The following is an 18,237-nucleotide window of genomic DNA, read 5'->3' as shown; positions in this document are numbered from 1 at the left end:
GATAAATCAAAATTAATCGCACACAAAAATCACAATACAAAATTATTACTTCCACAGGACAACAGGGAAAAAAAGCACTTTCTGTATTAACCGAGGTATTTCTGGCAACTATGTAGTAAAAGTATCATGAAAAAATCACAAAATCTTCTGCAAAAAATCAGCAGATGCGTGCTAAGGTTTTAATCTCGTTGTCTTCCCTTAGTGCCTCTCACCATGCATCTGCATTATTTACACCCCCAACATCTTGAAGAATTAGTCAAGAGTAGTAGTATAGATTTACACTTAGCGCGACTAAATTTTAGATCGCTTCAAGGTGTCAATGCCTATGATTACCTACTAATTTCAGAACAACTCCCCCGCACCAATACTGGCATGATAAAAAGCGGGTGGTTACAGCGTTACAACCATGTTACAGAAGGTGGTTGGTGGTGTTCTGGACGAGATCCTCTGAATAATTGGCAAATGATGGAATGGGGATGCTTTAAACCAACCCAACCCCGACAAAATCAAAATGGCAAGTCTATTAAATATGAACATCCTCCCAGCACACCAACGCGGGTGTTTTGTCTGCGGGTAACTTTGCAAATTTGGCAGCAAATTTCCCAACGTTATCATATAGCAATGCCTAACAATATCACCATTGCTGCTGATGGCGAAGCAGAAGGTTTTTGGCAATGGGCGATGGAATATAATATATCTATAATTATTTGTGAAGGTGTGAAAAAAGCAGCAGCTTTGTTAACACAAGGTTATGCAGCTATTGCTATTCCTGGTATTACTAGCGGTTATCGAGTTGTTAAAGATGAATTTGGCAAGGTTACCCGTCGTCAATTAATACCTGATTTAACAATTTTTGCGACAACAAAACGCAGTTTTTATATATGCTTTGATTTTGAAACCCAAGCTAAAAAAATTGCTGCTGTCAATAATGCTATTGCCCAACTTGGTGGTTTATTGCAACAGCAAGAATGTCCTGTAAAAGTTGTGGAACTTCCAGGTAGGGAAAAAGGTGTTGATGAATTTATTGTTGCGAAAGGTGCAGCCAATTTTGAAAGAATTTATCGTCAAAGTATAGATTTAGAAGTTTATCTTGCTCAAACTAAACCCCACACTGAGTTAACAATTCCTGCTGCACTTACTGTCAACCTTCCTTATTTAGGAGAACTACCTTTTCCTACTTCTGGTTTAGTAGGAGTGAAGTCAGCGAAAGGTACGGGTAAAACCACAGGACTACAAGCTGTTGTCAATCAAGCTAAAAGTCGTAATCAATCTGTTTTATTAATTACACACCGCATTCTTTTAGGGCGGTTTTTGTGTGAAAAGATTGGGATTGAATGGGGAATTAGTCATGAAGCATGGAATCTAGAAGAAGAAGCAAAATTACCAATTATTAATTATCCCTTACCAGTTAACAAATCTTTTGGTTTATGCATTGATTCTATTTGGAAACTTAATCCAGAAGATTGGCATGGTGCTATAATAATTTTAGATGAGGTTGAGCAATCTTTATGGCATTTACTAAACAGTAATACTTGTAAACAAAAACGGGTTAAAATTCTCAGAATCTTTCAAAAATTAATTTCTACAGTTCTTACAACTGGGGGCTTAGTAATTGCCCAAGATGCGGATTTATCAGATGTTTCTCTAGAATATTTACAAGTTTTATCAGGAACTAAAATCACGCCTTGGGTAGTTGTGAATCAGTGGAAACCCTCTAAAGGTTGGGATGTGACTTTTTATGATTCACCAAATCCTACACCGTTAATTCATCAATTGGAATTAGATTTAATTGCTGGACGTAAATGTTATGTAACTACTGATAGCCGCACCGGACGTTATAGCTGTGAAACGATTGAAAGTTATTTAAAACAGCGGTTACAGAAATTAAGAAAGCAATTTCCTGAAACTTTGGTAGTGAGTAGCCATACGACTAATACACCTGGTCATGCAGCAGTCGATTTTATAGCTGCTATTAATCAAAAAATTACTGATTATGGTACTGTTTTTGTTACTCCTAGTTTGGGAACAGGAATTAGTATTGATGTTCAACATTTTGACCGTGTTTATGGGATTTTTCAAGGGGTAATTCCTGACTCAGAAGCACGTCAAGCATTAGCCAGAGTGCGTGATGATGTTCCCCGTGTTGTCTGGTGTGCTAAACGTGGGATTGGTTTAATTGGTAGTGGGAGTACAAATTATCGGTTGCTATCTCATTGGTATCAGGAAAATCAAAAAGAAAATTTAGCTTTACTCAGTCCTTTACATAAAATAGATGTAGATTTACCTTTAGTTTATGACCCAATTCATTTACGAACTTGGGCTAAGTTATCTGCAAGGGTAAATGCGTCTATTCGTCTCTATCGTCAATCTATGCAAGACGGTTTGATTGATGACGGACATAAGATTATGATGCGGAGTAATGCTGTTCAAAATAATATTCTGCGGGATTTGAGGTTAGCTTTCTTTGCAACTGATTCTAGTGATGTGGAGAATCGGAAGAGATTAATTGTAGAAATTGTGAAGGTGCAGAAAGATTGGTCAAATAGTCGTCAAAAGGCTAAAGATATTAAACGCAAAATTAAGGAAATTAAGCAGCAAAATCAATTATTAGCTGCAAATGCTGTAGCTACAGCTAGGAATATTGATTATGTAGAATATGAGCAGTTATTAACTAAACATTCTCTCAGTAATGAGGAACGACACCAAATCAATAAATATATTCTCAGACATAGATATGGAATTGAAGTGACTCCTTCGTTGAAGTTGTTGGATGATAAAGGGTATTATGGACAGTTGTTAACGCACTATTATTTGACTCATGAAAGTGAATATTTTCATGTCAGAGATGAGCAAGAATGGCATCAACAATTATTTTGGGGTGAGGGGAAGGTTTTTTTACCAGATTTAAGGACTTATACTCTCAAAGTTGAAGCAATGCGGGCTTTAGGTATGCTTCAGTTTCTGGAAGCTGAAAGGGTTTTTGATGAAAATGATGCTGATATTATTTGGTTAAAGACTGTAGCTGTTCAGAATAGTAAACATATTAAAAGGGCGTTGGGTATTGATTTATCAAGTAATCAGAAAATGGTTTCTGGTATTAAAATAATTGGTAAGCTTTTAGGTTTGTTGGGTTTGAAGTTGCAGCAGGTAAATGATGTTTATAAAATTGATTTAGAAACTCTAGGTGATGGGAGGGAAAGGATTTTTGCAGTTTGGCAGCAACGAGATGAATTGATGTTAAATCATGTGAAAGGGGTTGATTGTGTTTTAGAATCTAAAGCATTGGCTTTACAACTGTAGCTTTTCTAGCTTGTATGCAATATACTTTTACCTCCTTTAATGTGAAAGCTTTTTCATGATGTTATATCAAACTTACTCAATTACCAATCAATTCCAAAGAACCCCACCCCTAACCCCTCCACGAAACAGCGGGGAGGGGGACTGGATTTCTGATTAAATCTTGTCTGATGCTAACGACAAATATTCACGACTACCTACTTGTTATGAATGCTGAAGAGTTGATAAAAGAGGGAGTAAAGAAAAATTTATCCGGGGATTATCGAGGTGCAATTACATTCTTTAACCAAGCAATACAGCTAAATCCCTATCTAGATATAGCTTACCATTATCGTGGTCATGCCTATTTAGGGTTAGAAGAGTTTGATTTAGCGATCGCAGATTATCAACAAGTAAGACATAATAATACTGGGTTAGAAAATCTCAATTTCGATATCGCGAAAGCTTACCATAACCGGGGTTTAGCTCGTTTTCAGCGGGGAGATAATCAAGCAGCTATTGCAGATATCAACCAAGCTTTAGAGTACTATCCTGATTTTGTTGCCGCTTATAGTAATCGGGGTAATATTTTTTATATTCTCGGTCAATACACAGAAGCAATTGCTGATTACAATCAAGCCATACAGCTAGATCCTAACTTAGCCGCAGCTTACCATAACAGTGGTAATAGCCGCTACGCTCTCAAAGACTATCAAGGTGCTATCGCAGATTATAATCAAGCATTAGCAATTAATCCCCAGTTTGGTGAAGCTTACTATAACCGAGGTTTGATTATATCTCACCTCCAAGACTATCAAAGTGCGATCGCTGATTTCAATCAAGCTATCCAACTCAATCCTGATGATGACCAAGCATACCATCAGCGGGGTTTAGCCTATAGCAACCTAGAAGACTATGAAAACGCCATTCAAGACTATAACCAAGCATTGCAAATTAATCCTACACTGCCGATAGTGTACGGCTTGCGGGCTAATGCACTCCGCCACTTGGGAGACTACCAAGGCGCAATTGCCGATAGCACTAGATTACTACAACTAAATCCCACTCTAGTAGAAGGATATTGCGATCGCGCTAATTTTCATCGCTTGTTAGGAAACTATCAAGGAGCTATTGAAGACTATAATCGAGCCTTACAACTCCAACCTAATTATGCAACAGCTTACTTCCTGCGGGCAAATATCCATCTACATTTAGGAAATAATCAAGCAGCTATTGACGATTTCCAAAAATCTGCTAATTTCTTTTACCAACAAGGAAACACTACATACTACCAAAACATCATCAACCTGATTGCACAAATTCGGCAGCAGTAAATAATCTGACAGAATTAATTAGGGTTTGCGGAGAAAGTCTTTTGGTTAGGGCTAGGAGTCAGGAGTCAGGAGTCAGGAGTCAGGAGGAAGAGTCTTGAATCTGGTCAAGTGATAGGTTTTTGGTAGTTTCAACGCTTATTCCTTGCACCTGATTCACCTTTTTAACCTTCAAACTCTTGATATATCTAAGTTTTAGATTTATATGCCTAACTGCACGCTCCGCGAACAGTAAGCCCTAATTATATACCTACAGCAGATTGCAGATTAATGAGGTACAGAATCAAAATTGAAACCTAGACACCAAGCCAGTTTTACTCCTGACTTCTTGCCCTGAGCGAAGTCGAAGGGCTGACTCCTGAATTCTTACTTTAATTGTAACGTTTTCCTAAAACCATGTATTAATCAAATACAGTACACTACCTTAGAAAAGTAATAAACTTAATCTTAAATATCATGAATCGACACAAATATATTCAGTATCTAGGAAAACTTGCAATCGGAATTTCGCCAGCCCTGTTAACTGCACATATCTTTCCTTCACAGTTGCTGGCACAGCCATTACCAATCAAAATCAGTCTAGAATTTCCATCAGGAGATTCCAGAGGCAAGCCAGAATCGACAATTGGCGGAGGAAGACGAGGATTTTCCTGTATCCATCTTGAGAAAGGAAAACCCACTCTCACTGCCTTAACACCCAGACGGGATAATCAGATCAAAACAAGCTCAGACAATCCCACCCTATATTTTTATGTTCCTAAAACTACCGCAACTACTGGTGAATTTGTACTGAGGTCAGAAGAAGACAATGATATTTATCAGACAAGTTTTACACTGCCCAGTACTTCTGGAATAGTCCAACTCAACATTCCTCCCACCGCCGGCATCAAAACAGGCAAAAAATATCAATGGTACTTCACCCTAATTTGCAATTCTGAAGACAGAAGTGGAGATGAATATACCGAAGGGGATATCCAACGAACAACTATCAGTTCATCATTGAATAAAGACCTCCAGCAAGCAACACCTTTAAAACAGGCAGAGATTTATGCCAAAAATGATTTGTGGCCAGAAACCTTAAACAATATTGCTCAATTACGCACTCAAAAGCCAGATGAATGGCAAGAACTTTTAAAATCAGTAGGTCTAGAGGTCATAGCTGAAGAACCTATCCTTAAGTGTTGTCAACAAAACCCGGAACCTTAGTACAGATGGATCTGGACAAACTTAAACATCTTCTATGGCAAGGACGCGGTTTGTGGATTACCACCCCTGTAATCGCCATGTTTATTATTCTCATCCGCTTTGCAGGGTTATTACAGTCCTGGGAGTGGGGAGTTTTTGACCAATATATGCGTTGGCGACCTCAAGAAGCCCAGGATCAGCGCATTGTCATAGTTGGTATTGATGAAACAGACTTGGATAATCTCAAACAGGCAACCATTTCCGATCGCATCTTAGCCAAATTACTCAACAAACTCAAAGCCAGACAACCAAGAGCCATTGGCCTCGATGTTTACCGGAATTTACCTTTACCACCTGGTACTTCAGAATTAGAACAGGTATTTAAATCTACATCTAATCTGGTTGGTATTCAGAAAGTAGTTGGAGACAGAAAAAACGAGACAGTAGACCCACCCCCAGTACTCAAATCCTTGGGTCAAGTTGGTGCAAATGACCTGATCATTGATGCCGATAACAAAGTACGACGTGGCTTAATGTATGTGAATACCGAAACTGGAGAAACAGTCTACAGTTTCAGCTTGCATTTAGCTTTGCATTATCTAGAAAAGGAAGGAATCACCGCCAGCAAAGATTTCCGGCTAGGGAAAACCAAATTTATTCCCTTTGAAAGCTATGATGGTGGCTATGTACGTGCTGATGCTCGTGGTTATCAGATATTAATTAACTATCGGGGGAAAAGCAATTCCTTTCAGACCGTTTCCATGACGGATATTCTAGAAGACAAATTACCAGCAAATTGGGGGCGCGATAGCATTATTTTCATTGGTTATATCGGGGAAAGTTTTCGAGATTCATTTTTTACCCCCCACAGCAGTGGACTTCTCAGCCTTCCAGAACCAATGAGTGGAGTAGAAATTCATGCCAATCTCACCAGCCAAATCATCAGTGCAGCCATCGAAGAGCGATCGCTATTTAGAACTTGGTCAGAACCTGTAGAATGGCTATGGATTTTACTCTGGAGTGGAGTTGGAGCTACCCTAACCTGGAAATTGCGATTACAAAACCTACTCACATTACAGAGAATAATCAGCGCTGTACTAGCAGGAGGGGCTTTGCTAGGCAGCACCTATGTAGCTTTCCTTTCCGGCTTGTGGCTTCCTGTCGTCCCCGCATTCTTAGCATTAACAGGGGCTGTAATTGCCATCACAGCTTACATCGCTCGCACCGCTGGAGATATCCGCAAAGTATTTGGGCGTTACCTCACAGATGAAGTCGTAGCCAATTTACTAGAAAGTCCAGAAGGATTGAAACTCGGTGGTGAACGACGAAAAATTACCATCTTCACATCCGATTTACGAGGATTCACTGCCACATCCGAACGCTTACAACCAGAAGAAGTCGTTAAAATCCTCAACTTTTACCTGGAATGTATGGCAGATGAAATTACCAAATATCAGGGAACCATTGATGAATTCATGGGTGATGGTATTTTGGTACTCTTTGGCGCTCCCACAGCTAGAGAAGACGATGCTACTAGGGCTGTAGCCTGCGGTGTCGCCATGCAGTTGGCAATGGTCAAAGTTAACGCCCAAATGAAAGAATGGGGCTTACCACCTCTAGAAATGGGCATTGGCATTAATACAGGCGTTGTGGTAGTGGGAAATATTGGTTCTGAAAAACGCACCAAATACGGTATCGTTGGCAGTCAAGTCAATTTAACTTACCGTATTGAAGGCTATACAACCGGCGGCGAAATAATTATTTCTGAATCCACTTTTCATGAAGTAGAGTCAGTAGTCATCATCGCTAGTCAAACTCAGGTAACACCAAAAGGTGTTAAAGAACCAATTAACGTCTATAAAATAGCTGGTATCATCGGCGAATACAATCTTTTTCTCTCTGAACATCAAGAAGAATTATGCACTCTTCCTGAACCTATTCCTATAAAATACGTATTGGTAGATGGGAAAGATATTGGAAATTCATCTTACCAAGGAATTTTAGTCAGACTTTCAATTCATGAAGCAGAGATTTCTTTAGCAAATAAAGAAATCCAAGCTCTACCATCTTACCTTTGTAATATAAAACTTAATTTATTAACACCAAATAACTCAGGAGAAACCGAAGATATGTATGCCAAAGTTTTGGAAAAACCTGCAAAAATAGGCGATTTTTGCATTCGTTTTACAGCCAAACCCCCAGCGATTATCACAAAATTTAACACTTTAATTGATCACATAAATTCCCAGAATATTCCATAATTTACAGTAGATTGCAAGTAGGTAAATTAGGTATACAGTTGCAAAACAAAGCTATATACCAACATACTTATACAGCGGTTTCCAATTGTATGAGGTACATCATAGCCCCCTCATCGCTTGCGGTGAACCAGGGCTGTAGGCGGGTTTCCCACCGTAGGCGACTGGTAAATCCGAAGGAGGAGGGGGTTGGGGGTGGGGTTCTTGTATCTCACTCAACCGAGAAACGCTATAACATCCAACATCCAATTACTGAAATACTAGCAAAATGACAAGGTTAATATTTTTAGGTTCGGGTTCAGCTTTTACAGTTGGTGCCAATAATTTTCAGTCTAATATGCTTGTAGTCACTGAACAAAACCATAAACTATTAATTGATTGTGGAACAGATATTAGATTCTCTCTCCATGCGGCTGGTTTATCATATCGTGATATTACCGATATTTATATTAGTCATCTCCATTCTGATCATGTTGGAGGACTTGAATATATAGCTTTTAGTAGCTTATTTGATCCAAGATGCAAAAAGCCACATCTTTATTTAAGCAAAGATGTATCCAGCAATCTGTGGGACAGAACTTTATCCGGTGGACTCAGGTCTCTTGATGGAGATATTGCCAATCTAGACACATTTTTTGAAGAACATAAAGTAGACCGACAAGGTTATTTTATGTGGCAAAATATTAGGTTTAATCTAGTCAGAGTTATTCATGTTAATAATGGCTTTTATCTCATGCCCAGCTATGGGTTATTTTTTACCTTAGAAGGGGTAAAAATATTTTTATCCACAGATACCCAATTATGTTTTGACAGAAATGGAGATATATATGAACAGGCAGATATAATTTTTCATGATTGTGAAACCTCACTTTATCAGACTCCTGTTCATGCGAATTATGAGCAATTAACAGAGTTGCCAGAAAAAATTAAAAATAAAATGTGGCTCTATGGTTATCAGCCAGGATTGCTTCCTGATGCCAAAAAAGATGGATTTTGTGGGTTTGTAGAGTGCGGACAGGTTTTTGAATTTTCATCCTCACATAGTCAAGAGTTAAAAGTGGGGTTTGAGGCGTAGAATCTCCCTATTCCCATTCCCATATATCTACTGGTCACTGAGCGAAGTCGAAGTGCTGAATTCTGCCGTATCTAAGAATTGACAGAAAACTGACTTTTGGTTAGTAAATCCAGAGCCACTGTCACCATACAACAGCAAGCAACAAGGGCGATTAAAACCACAGGAGATAATTTACTCCCCGCGATCGCTAAGAATAAAACAAAACTTCCTGCTCCCAGACGATAAACACTCAAAATTCTCCCTTTTTGCATTTTATCCAAAATACAAGTTGTGAAATTAATGATCGACAATACTATTAAGCAGAGCGCTACCCCACCACAAAAAAGCCAACGTTCATTTCCTGGTAGGATATTAACTCCACTTTTGTCGATTATATGCTCAACTCCTACCCCTATTGCCGCTAAACTTATAGCCAAGAGCAGGTGAGAATAAAGCCAAGTCAGAAATATTTTAATTTTACCGACTTTCATAGTTTCTAATGGTGAAGCATCTACGCTATCGAAATAAAGCCACCAAAAGCTAAAAGCTATGCTCACACCGGAAATAGCAGTTAATACTGATGAGGTATCCCATTGCTTTTCTGCTACCCCTCTGACTACTGCGGCCATTGATTCACCTAAAACAATGATCGTAAATAGTCCCATTCGTTCTGGAACATGAGACATATTTGGTGGGATTTGAACTGCTAATTGACCTGTACCTAATGGAGTCAGAAATTCGACAATCAAACCTAATGTCCAGAATCCAAAACGCCAGGGAATGGGCAATAACAGCGAAACCAACCAAAATGCAGCACCAATACTAAAACCTTTGACATACCAACTGGTTAAGGGATTGGCTGCTGGTACATAGTGTCCGGCAATCAGGTATTGAAGAATGAGAATACAGCGAGCAGCTATATATGAGATAGCAAATCCAGAAGAAGATGTACTCAGACCGTGATGCAAATTTATCGTCAAAGCGATAATAATCGACATTTGTAGCAGAGTTAGCAAGCGATCGCTCAAATCATCAGTATCAAAAAGAGTGGCATAAAAAGTAGCCCCTATCCAGCACCACCAAATCGGTATAAAGAGGGCAACAAAGCCAGCAAATCCGCCCAGAGAAACATCCTTACTCAAATTGTGAGATAATTCAGCGATCGCAACTACAAACACTAAATCATAGAAAAGTTCGAGCCAAGTCGCCCGCCTATCTTCATGCTCCTCTCCAATGCGTAATCTAGGCGGTTGCCACAAACCTTTTTTCATCGTTTAGGTACTAAAAACTACTAACCGAAAACTATTTTAGGGGTTTTAGGAACTGTTTTCACAAAAAAGTTATCGATCACAACTAGGGCTGGATTTTGAAACAATATTCAATCGAATCACATAATGGACTCATAAAGAGGATAATCTCTGCTTTACTGCAAATTGTAACATTAACTTAATGTTAAAAAAATGACACACTTTTTTACACCAATTGCTGTATCATATTCAAGAGAACCAATATAAGCTACATAGAAAATTAAAATTAAGGTGAATTATATTCATATCTTCAAAAGAAGTTAACTTAATTTTAAATTAAAGGTTCTGCCTGAATACATAACTATCCAATTTTGTTTGCTTAAATATGAACAACGTTGACGAGTCAAGTTTTAGACAGTGTTGTCGATTGATGCGACTGTAAATTTTGATTAAATCCTGTAAATACAGCCATTTTCACGTAGATGAACTACATCTAGATTTGGTCTCGCGCAAAGACGCAAAGGAGCAAAGATGCAAAAAAAGAGATTAATTCAAGATGTGGTCTAAATACATGAAAACGACTGTCAGAAAAATGTGAGGCTGTAATACCAATCTCTAGCAGCAGAATAAGTAAGTACAGAAATAACCATTTTCAACTAATTTTTGTGACATTGGAGGCATTTTCATCATGGCTATAGAGAACGCATACATTATTGGTGCTGATAATTTTCATGCTTGGAGTGAAGGTTATGATGCTTCAGGTTACTTAAAAGTTTTACCCCAACATCAAGAGAAAGTAGTTTTCAAAGATCCCTTTAAACAATGGCAACTAGATCATCAAAATGGTCAGTCCAAAGAAGCAGGAGCCAATGGCATCTATTATTCCAGTTGGGGCGCAGATGAAGTCCTAGAAGTCACCTTAGATATGCAGTATCTAAGCGAGGTGGAGATTGAAGGATTTGGTATCATACAGGCAGGTGATGGATACATCCCCTGGCTAAACGACGAGAAAACAGCCTACGAATTTTTGAGGGCTTACAATGGTCTAATTCCTGGGCCATTACTAGTTGCAGATCCCGGTGACACAATAAAAATTACACTCAAAAATAACTTAAAACCTGGCTCAGTTGCTCCAACTGCGCCAGAACAAGTCACCAACCTACATACACATGGACTACACGTTTCACCTCTAGGAGCAGGAGATAACGTCGTTGTCAGTCTTGCTTCTGGAGATACTAGAGAGATATCAATCAAGTTACCAGATAATCATGCGATCGGATATGACTGGTATCATCCCCACCTACACGGAATCACCAGTGAGCAAGTAGCTTCCGGTTTAGGCGGTCTTATAGCAATTAACCCTCCATATGATCTGCCAGATTTAGACAAATTTGACCCTACAAAAGCGCCAATCTATACCCTATCAATTAATACCTTTGGGATTCAGCAACAACTAAGAGATGCCAGCGATGATGATCCCTTAAACCAAAGTCCAGATGGAATAAAAGTTCCAGCTGGTACACCCTTGGAAATAAAAAATGGAGCTTATGAGCTTTCTGATGCAGTTTTTGGAGGTTACAATGCTAAACCGGCAGGCTATAACCCAGAAAACCCTACTGCATATGGAAGTGCTGGTTTATCAGAGCCAGTAGAAAACGTTATTCACACCGTTAATGGACAATACAACCCCACAATAGATGTGCAAACAGGTGAATGGAGTCTCTTCACATTCGCCAATATGAGTATCAACACATTCCATATCTTACAGTTGGTACATGAAGATGAAAATGGTCATCTCACCCCTGAAAAAGTTACCTTAGTATCTGTCGATGGTAACGCCAGCGGTATAGTAGAGAGTTCCAGAAGAGAAATCACAGAGTTTCCCATCCTCAGTCCGGGTGCTAGAGTCGCCATTCAACACGCTTTTACCAAACCAGGTAAATACTACTTTCTTTCCAACGGTACAGAAGAAATTCTGGCAGAAGAAGACGTATCCGTTTTAATTGGTAATGGTAAAGGCTTCAATGATGGACACTTAATTTGGGGATCTCAAGTTTTAACCACTGTTGAAGTCACAGGTGATGAAGTAGCGGTTTTACCTCCCTTTCCTGAAGTCTATGACGTTTTAGTTGAAGAAAGTGAAAAGATTAATGAAATCATAGAAGCAGCTAAAAATGGAGATGTAAATCGTGTCAGAACTTTTACATGGGATGCAAACGTAGGTGGTGCGATCCTGGCTGGCAATTTTCCCAGTGATACGGAAGTAGCAACCTTTGAAGGCACATATACCATCAACGGGGAATATTATTCCACACAGCCTGGCGAGAGTATGCCCCCACTGGCAATGCCCATGTTGGGAACAAGGGAAATTTGGAATATTATCAATAGATCCGGATTACCAAATCCCGACTTTGATGGTGAGACCATACCGGGTACTGATATTCCCCTACCAAATATTCCTTTATCAGAATGGCATCCATTCCACATTCATCAAAATGACTTTGCTGTTCTCACAATCAATGGATTTGATGTAGAAGATATCAAACAAACCTACCTAGCGGGTGTTTTAAGCGACATCATTACCCTACCACCAGCGTATGTAGATGGAACTGCGACTCTAGAGAATCCCTACGGTACACCATTCAATAGTTTTGTCGATGCCCCTGGTACAGGTAAAGCATCAGAAATCAAAATCGTGATGAGTTTTGAGGATTTTCCTGGCAGCTATGTCAATCACTGCCACATTCTTTTCCATGAAGATGCCGGGATGATGGCTGTTCTCCGAGTCATCCTTAATACAGAAGATACTTGGTTAGGATTGGGGGTTGATGAGGATGCTCAAGGACAATTAGAGTTGTTTAGAGCTAACAACTATGAAGAAAGCATTACTCTCACACCTTATGGTCAAAACTTTACCCAGGGAATTGATATTGCGATCGCTGATGTCAATTACAAAACCCTCGACACAGATGAAAACAAGAACGTTACTGATAATGTTACAGACATCATCACCATCCAGAAATCTGTAAACAATACTAATGATAAATTCACTGTTAAAGTCTTTGATGGTGAATCACTAATTCACAAGCAAGAAGCAGGCACTGACGAAGTTACAGACGCAGAAAACGCCGCCCTATTAATCACAGAATTCAATCCTTTCCAAAATATCACCGCATCCATTGACCACATCGCATCAGTAGCATCCGGTGACATAGATGGTGACGGCTTCGCCGATATAGTTGTCGGTTTAGGTGGTGGCATCGCATCAATCATTGAAATTTATAGCGGTAAAGATTTTCATCTGATGAGTCGTATTAGCGGCTTTCATCACGAAGACTTCACAGGTAAAATCAACCTCGCAGTTGGTGATATTAACGGTGATAACTATGACGACATCATTGTTGCACAGGGTAGTGGTGGCACCGGCTTAGTAGAAGTCTACGACGGTATCTTAATTCAGGAAAAAGGCAGCTTAGTTGGCAAAGACACAGCACATGACACAGCACTGCTATCTCAAGTTTTCCAACCCTACGGTGCTAACTACACAGGTGAAATAGATGTCACATCTGGTTATGTTCTCCAAAGACCAGATGAACCCAACGGCTTCCCAGTTCAAACCAATAATGCCAACCTGACTACAATTGCTAAGGGTGATAAACCTGATGGTTATGAGCAAATTCAGGTATTCACCTATATGGGTGGAGGTCATGGTGAAGGTCATGGTGGAGGTCATCAAAGTAGCTCTGATGAAGAAGAACTTCGTCTTGATGTATCATTAACCTCCGCTGGTAACACCCAAGAAATTCTAGGAAGTTTTGCCGATCTTCCCGGTTTACCCAAGGGTGAACCAGTTCTCTTTACCCGCAAAGAAAATGGTGAATATGAAATTATTCACTTGGGAGCCGAAAACAAACCTGAATCATTAACCTTTGGTGAAGCCAATAACCAATCAGTTACGGAAATCACCAAAGAAAATAACCAGGATATTTTCACCATCAAAGGTGGCAGTAACGGCAAAGTCAAATTAAAAGTCACCCTTGAAGAATACAGTTCTAGTTTCGTCAGCGAAATAGCTGTATTTTTTGTTGATGGTAATGATGGCAATATTAACGGCATAGCTCCTGGAGCATCTGGTTACACAGAAGCCGCTTTAGCACGAGCCAAAGTTATTTTCTCATCCCTTGCCAATTTGCCGACAGGTTTTCAGAACAATGGTTTATCCAGCCTGTTAGAATTTGACGCTGGTGTGAAAGTGAGATTCTTACTCGTTAACAACAGTACTTTAGACTCAGTATCATCTGGATTCACATCGAAAACCGAAGTTTTATTTTCCGAAACATACCAAGAAATTGAAGCTTTAACAGGTGGGGAGTTTTCTCTCAAATGGCAAGATAAATCTGCCAACAGTAACTTTAAAGTCAAAATTAAAGCCACCAGTGAAACTTCAATTCAGGGTACAAGTTTCCAAAGCGACTTGGCAGGAGAAATTCTTGATTTTAGAACTGCTACCACTGATGTCACGGCTGAGTTTAAGGTCTACCGAGAAGCAGCATTTAACAACTTTATCGGTTTTTATCCCATCTTAGATGCACAAGGGAAAATTGATATCAACAATGATGGTCAAGCCGATTTTGCCCCTGGTGATGCAGGCTATCTCCAAGCTGCTGTTAACTTATACCTACGAGATATACGTCTAACTGTCAACAACCAAGAGCAAGCAACTTACCAAGGAACCTTCGCCAAAGGCTCAATCTTTGCACCATTTATTATTGCTAATGGCACACCAGAGGCAGTGTTAGGAAATTCGACCAACATTCCCGCAGTTTACTTCCCATTCTTAGGCGCTAACCCTGGTCAAGCGGATCATATTCGTCTACTAGGCAATAACATCTTCGGCTTTGAAGATTTACCAAATGGTGAAAGTGACAGAGATTACAATGATGTCATTGTGCAAATCAATGTCAATGTGGCTTAAAAGCCTGTTCTAATTTTAGTGCGGGCGAACCGAACCTCCGTTCGCCCCTACTGACTGCTGAATTCTGTTTGATAAAAATTGTTTTTAGTACGTGGTGTGAGATCAAGAAAATGTTGGCATTAATAAAATTACTCGCTAGTCCAATGGTAATAGTAGGAGCGATCGCTACTTCATCATTCATCAGTAGCCTTGCTTCTGCTCAGACAGTATTAACAGATAATTCATCCATATCCGAATCAACTACCCCCAGCAGTTCAATTGAACATCTGCTAGATAAGTCCTCTACTGTTAACCCTGATCTGGATCAAAATCACAGTAGCGCCGATGAAAGCATGGCACAGATTAATAGTGTCGCTCAGTTTTCTGATGTTCAACCCACAGACTGGGCTTTTCAGGCTTTACAATCCCTAGTTGAACGCTATGGTTGTATTGCAGGATATCCCAACGGCACATTCCGTGGAAATCGCGCCATCACCCGTTATGAATTTGCCGCAGGTTTAAATGCTTGTTTAGATCGAATCAACGAATTAATTGCCACAGCCACCAGTGATCTTGTCACCCAACCAGATTTGATTTCTTTGCAGCGCTTGCAACAAGATTTCTCCGCTGAACTAGCAACCCTACGTGGTCGTGTAGATACATTAGAGGCTAAAACCACCGAAATAGCTGGAAATCAGTTCTCTACCACCACTAAACTATTTGGTAACTTAAGAGTTCAAACCAATGCCTATTTCTCCGGTGACGGTAATCCTCAAGCTAATATGCAATACAACCTCTTCCTGGGGTTGCTTACTAGCTTCACAGGTAAAGATTTGCTGTTTACCGGCATTGGCGCTACCAGCAGTGAATTTCCTGCACTCACCGCCAACAACAATGGCAGAGATGTGGGTTCTACCAGAGAAGGTGCCAGCGATACCACTGGTTCCGGTGATAGTTTTAGCAGCGTCAGAATACTAGGTTTGGAATATCAATTTCCCATTGGTGAGAAGCTAGTTATAGATGTTGTTGCTGCTAATCGCTATCGCTTTAGTCCTGTGTTACTGGCTAAATTTGCCCCTTATTATAGTATTGGTCGTGGTCCTGTAAGTTCCTTTGCTGAAGCACCCCCTATTTATCTAGTCGGCGCTGGATCTGGCGTTTCTGCTAGTTACAAAATTGTAGACTCCACAGTGCTAACTTTGACTTACTTGTCAACTTTTGGTAATGACTCCAACGTCGGCGGTTTATTCAACGGAGATTATGTCGCTGCTGGACAGATTAACTATAATCCCAATCCAAGACTGTTTTTACAACTCTTATACCAGCATGGCTACTTTAGTCCTGGTAATTTTGGCTTTAACAATGGTCAAAGTTTTAGAGAGAATGGTTTTGTTGGTACTGCTTTAGCAAATCGCTTTGATGATCAGGGTGTGTTATTTGATGAAGCTTCTGCCGTGATTACCAATTCTTATCAAGTTGGTGGCTACTTCGCCATCACTCCCAAGGTGCTAATTGGTGGTTGGGCTAATTTAATCCAAGCTAGGCTCATTGGTAAAGGTGATGCTGATATCTGGACCTATTCGGTTCAAGCCGCTTTTCCTGATTTGTTTAAACAAGGAAATCAGGGCGGTTTAATTGTGGGGATGGAACCTACCTTGACAGATGTGAGAAGTAACCTACCTTATCAGCAATTTAAAAAAGATACATCATTACATCTAGAAGCATATTACAGACATCAGATTACAAACAATCTCTCAATTACTCCCTCTCTCATCTGGATTACAGCGCCTAATCAGGATGCTGATAACGAAGACATTGTTATTGGTGGGGTGAGAACAACCTTCAACTTTTAGCTACTTCCTTATCAGTAGCTCAACCAAGATCACCAACTTCTCACAGAAGTCAGTGATCTATCTAGATTAGTGTAACTTTAATCTTGAATGTTAAATTAATCTAAATTTATGCATCAAATTAACTTCTACTGACAGATTGACATTAACTACCAAATACGTATATCTGGTTCAATCATTGAAACTTGATATTTCGTCTATGTAAAAAGTTATTAAAATCCTAGTTAGGGAAAATAAACTCATGCCAATCTATGGTAGTAAATATACATATTGATAGAGGAAACGAAATTCTAATGTTTTGAGTTTATGCTGTATATTGGCTAAAGGTCAGACCTAACTTGAAAATAAAACTCAAAATCCAGTAGAAATCCTGATGGGGGTAACAAATCTTGATTTCTGACTACAAAAGAATGATTGTAACTCTTAATAGTTACATAGTTGATAAATACCAAGATAATGAAGGAAAAATCAAGCTATGAAGTATGAAAATGCCGTTTTAGATGATTTAGAACTTCAAGAGGGTTTAAAACAGATAAATCCCAAATTTGGTGATTTTGTCACGCGAGTAGCAGGTGAAGCTTGGGGACTACCATTAATTGACCAAAAAACCAAAGCCCTGATTACAATTGCGGTGGATGTAGTCAACCAAGGACAAGCAGGACCAGGAAGCCCTTTTGGCGCTCACGTTAATATGGCTCTCAAGCAGGGTGCAACTCGTGAAGAAATTGAAGAACTTTTGTTGTTCCTTTGTGCTTATGCAGGATTTAATAAAGTAGCAGGTTGCTTTGGCGCTTTAAATGAAATCTTGGGAAAATAATTTTGGGTGTGATTCCGGAATCTACTAATCTTGATTTGTAGTTGAAAAAGTGAAATTACTGAGGTACGGTAATACGCATATTTACAGAAAAATCAACTCCCGTTTTTCTATAAAGATAAAGTGAGCTAAAGGAACAGACACTCCAAGTTATTGTAAATTTGAGACAATTGCATTAAACAAGTTGAACCTTGTCGCTGAATAATATTTTGCAGACCTTCTACCTCTATCCAGATGGTAGATAATAAACCTGCAACAATATAGGCGA

9 protein-coding genes are annotated in these 18,237 nt (G+C 39.5%); 8 read left to right on the top strand and 1 reads right to left on the bottom strand.

Annotated features, from left to right (window positions below; genetic code table 11):
* Window positions 1–213 precede the first annotated feature (213 nt).
* The 5 genes from ACSQ6I_RS09870 to ACSQ6I_RS09850 all read left to right on the top strand — a co-directional run bounded on the left by ACSQ6I_RS09870 (window position 214) and on the right by ACSQ6I_RS09850 (window position 9,125).
* Window positions 214–3,300 (top strand): plasmid replication protein, CyRepA1 family, encoded by a 3,087-nt coding sequence (locus tag ACSQ6I_RS09870; protein ID WP_438890166.1) that lies wholly within the window; start codon window positions 214–216, stop codon window positions 3,298–3,300.
* Between the two features lie 167 nt (window positions 3,301–3,467).
* Window positions 3,468–4,610: a tetratricopeptide repeat protein gene (locus tag ACSQ6I_RS09865; protein ID WP_438890165.1), complete on the top strand. Its 1,143-nt coding sequence runs from the start codon at window positions 3,468–3,470 to the stop codon at window positions 4,608–4,610.
* A gap of 453 nt (window positions 4,611–5,063) precedes the next feature.
* Window positions 5,064–5,813: a DUF928 domain-containing protein gene (locus ACSQ6I_RS09860; RefSeq protein WP_438890164.1), complete on the top strand. Its 750-nt coding sequence runs from the start codon at window positions 5,064–5,066 to the stop codon at window positions 5,811–5,813.
* Window positions 5,814–5,818: 5 nt separating this feature from the next.
* A complete protein-coding gene (locus tag ACSQ6I_RS09855) occupies window positions 5,819–8,053 on the top strand; it encodes a CHASE2 domain-containing protein (protein ID WP_438890163.1) in 2,235 nt (744 codons plus the stop codon).
* Window positions 8,054–8,318: 265 nt separating this feature from the next.
* Entirely contained in the window at window positions 8,319–9,125 is an 807-nt protein-coding gene (locus tag ACSQ6I_RS09850) for an MBL fold metallo-hydrolase (protein WP_438890162.1), read from the top strand.
* Between the two features lie 71 nt (window positions 9,126–9,196).
* Here ACSQ6I_RS09850 and ACSQ6I_RS09845 read toward each other — a convergent pair whose 3' ends face one another.
* Window positions 9,197–10,375 (bottom strand): low temperature requirement protein A, encoded by a 1,179-nt coding sequence (locus ACSQ6I_RS09845; RefSeq protein WP_438890161.1) that lies wholly within the window; start codon window positions 10,373–10,375, stop codon window positions 9,197–9,199.
* 664 nt (window positions 10,376–11,039) lie between these two features.
* Between ACSQ6I_RS09845 and ACSQ6I_RS09840 the strand changes: the two genes are divergently transcribed.
* The 3 genes from ACSQ6I_RS09840 to ACSQ6I_RS09830 all read left to right on the top strand — a co-directional run bounded on the left by ACSQ6I_RS09840 (window position 11,040) and on the right by ACSQ6I_RS09830 (window position 17,972).
* Window positions 11,040–15,326, top strand: coding sequence for a DUF4114 domain-containing protein (locus ACSQ6I_RS09840; RefSeq protein ID WP_438890160.1), 4,287 nt, complete (start codon window positions 11,040–11,042; stop codon window positions 15,324–15,326).
* A gap of 110 nt (window positions 15,327–15,436) precedes the next feature.
* The gene (locus ACSQ6I_RS09835) at window positions 15,437–17,158 is read left to right on the top strand and encodes an iron uptake porin (RefSeq protein WP_438890159.1); all 1,722 of its coding nucleotides are present in this window, start codon (window positions 15,437–15,439) and stop codon (window positions 17,156–17,158) included.
* A 472-nt stretch (window positions 17,159–17,630) separates the two neighbouring features.
* A complete protein-coding gene (locus ACSQ6I_RS09830) occupies window positions 17,631–17,972 on the top strand; it encodes a carboxymuconolactone decarboxylase family protein (RefSeq protein ID WP_438890158.1) in 342 nt (113 codons plus the stop codon).
* Window positions 17,973–18,237: the final 265 nt, after the last annotated feature.

The organism is Anabaena sp. WFMT (genome assembly GCF_051781005.1).
GTDB lineage: Bacteria > Cyanobacteriota > Cyanobacteriia > Cyanobacteriales > Nostocaceae > Anabaena.
Note: the sequence above shows the minus strand (reverse complement) of the source record. Positions and strands in the feature narration are given on the sequence as shown.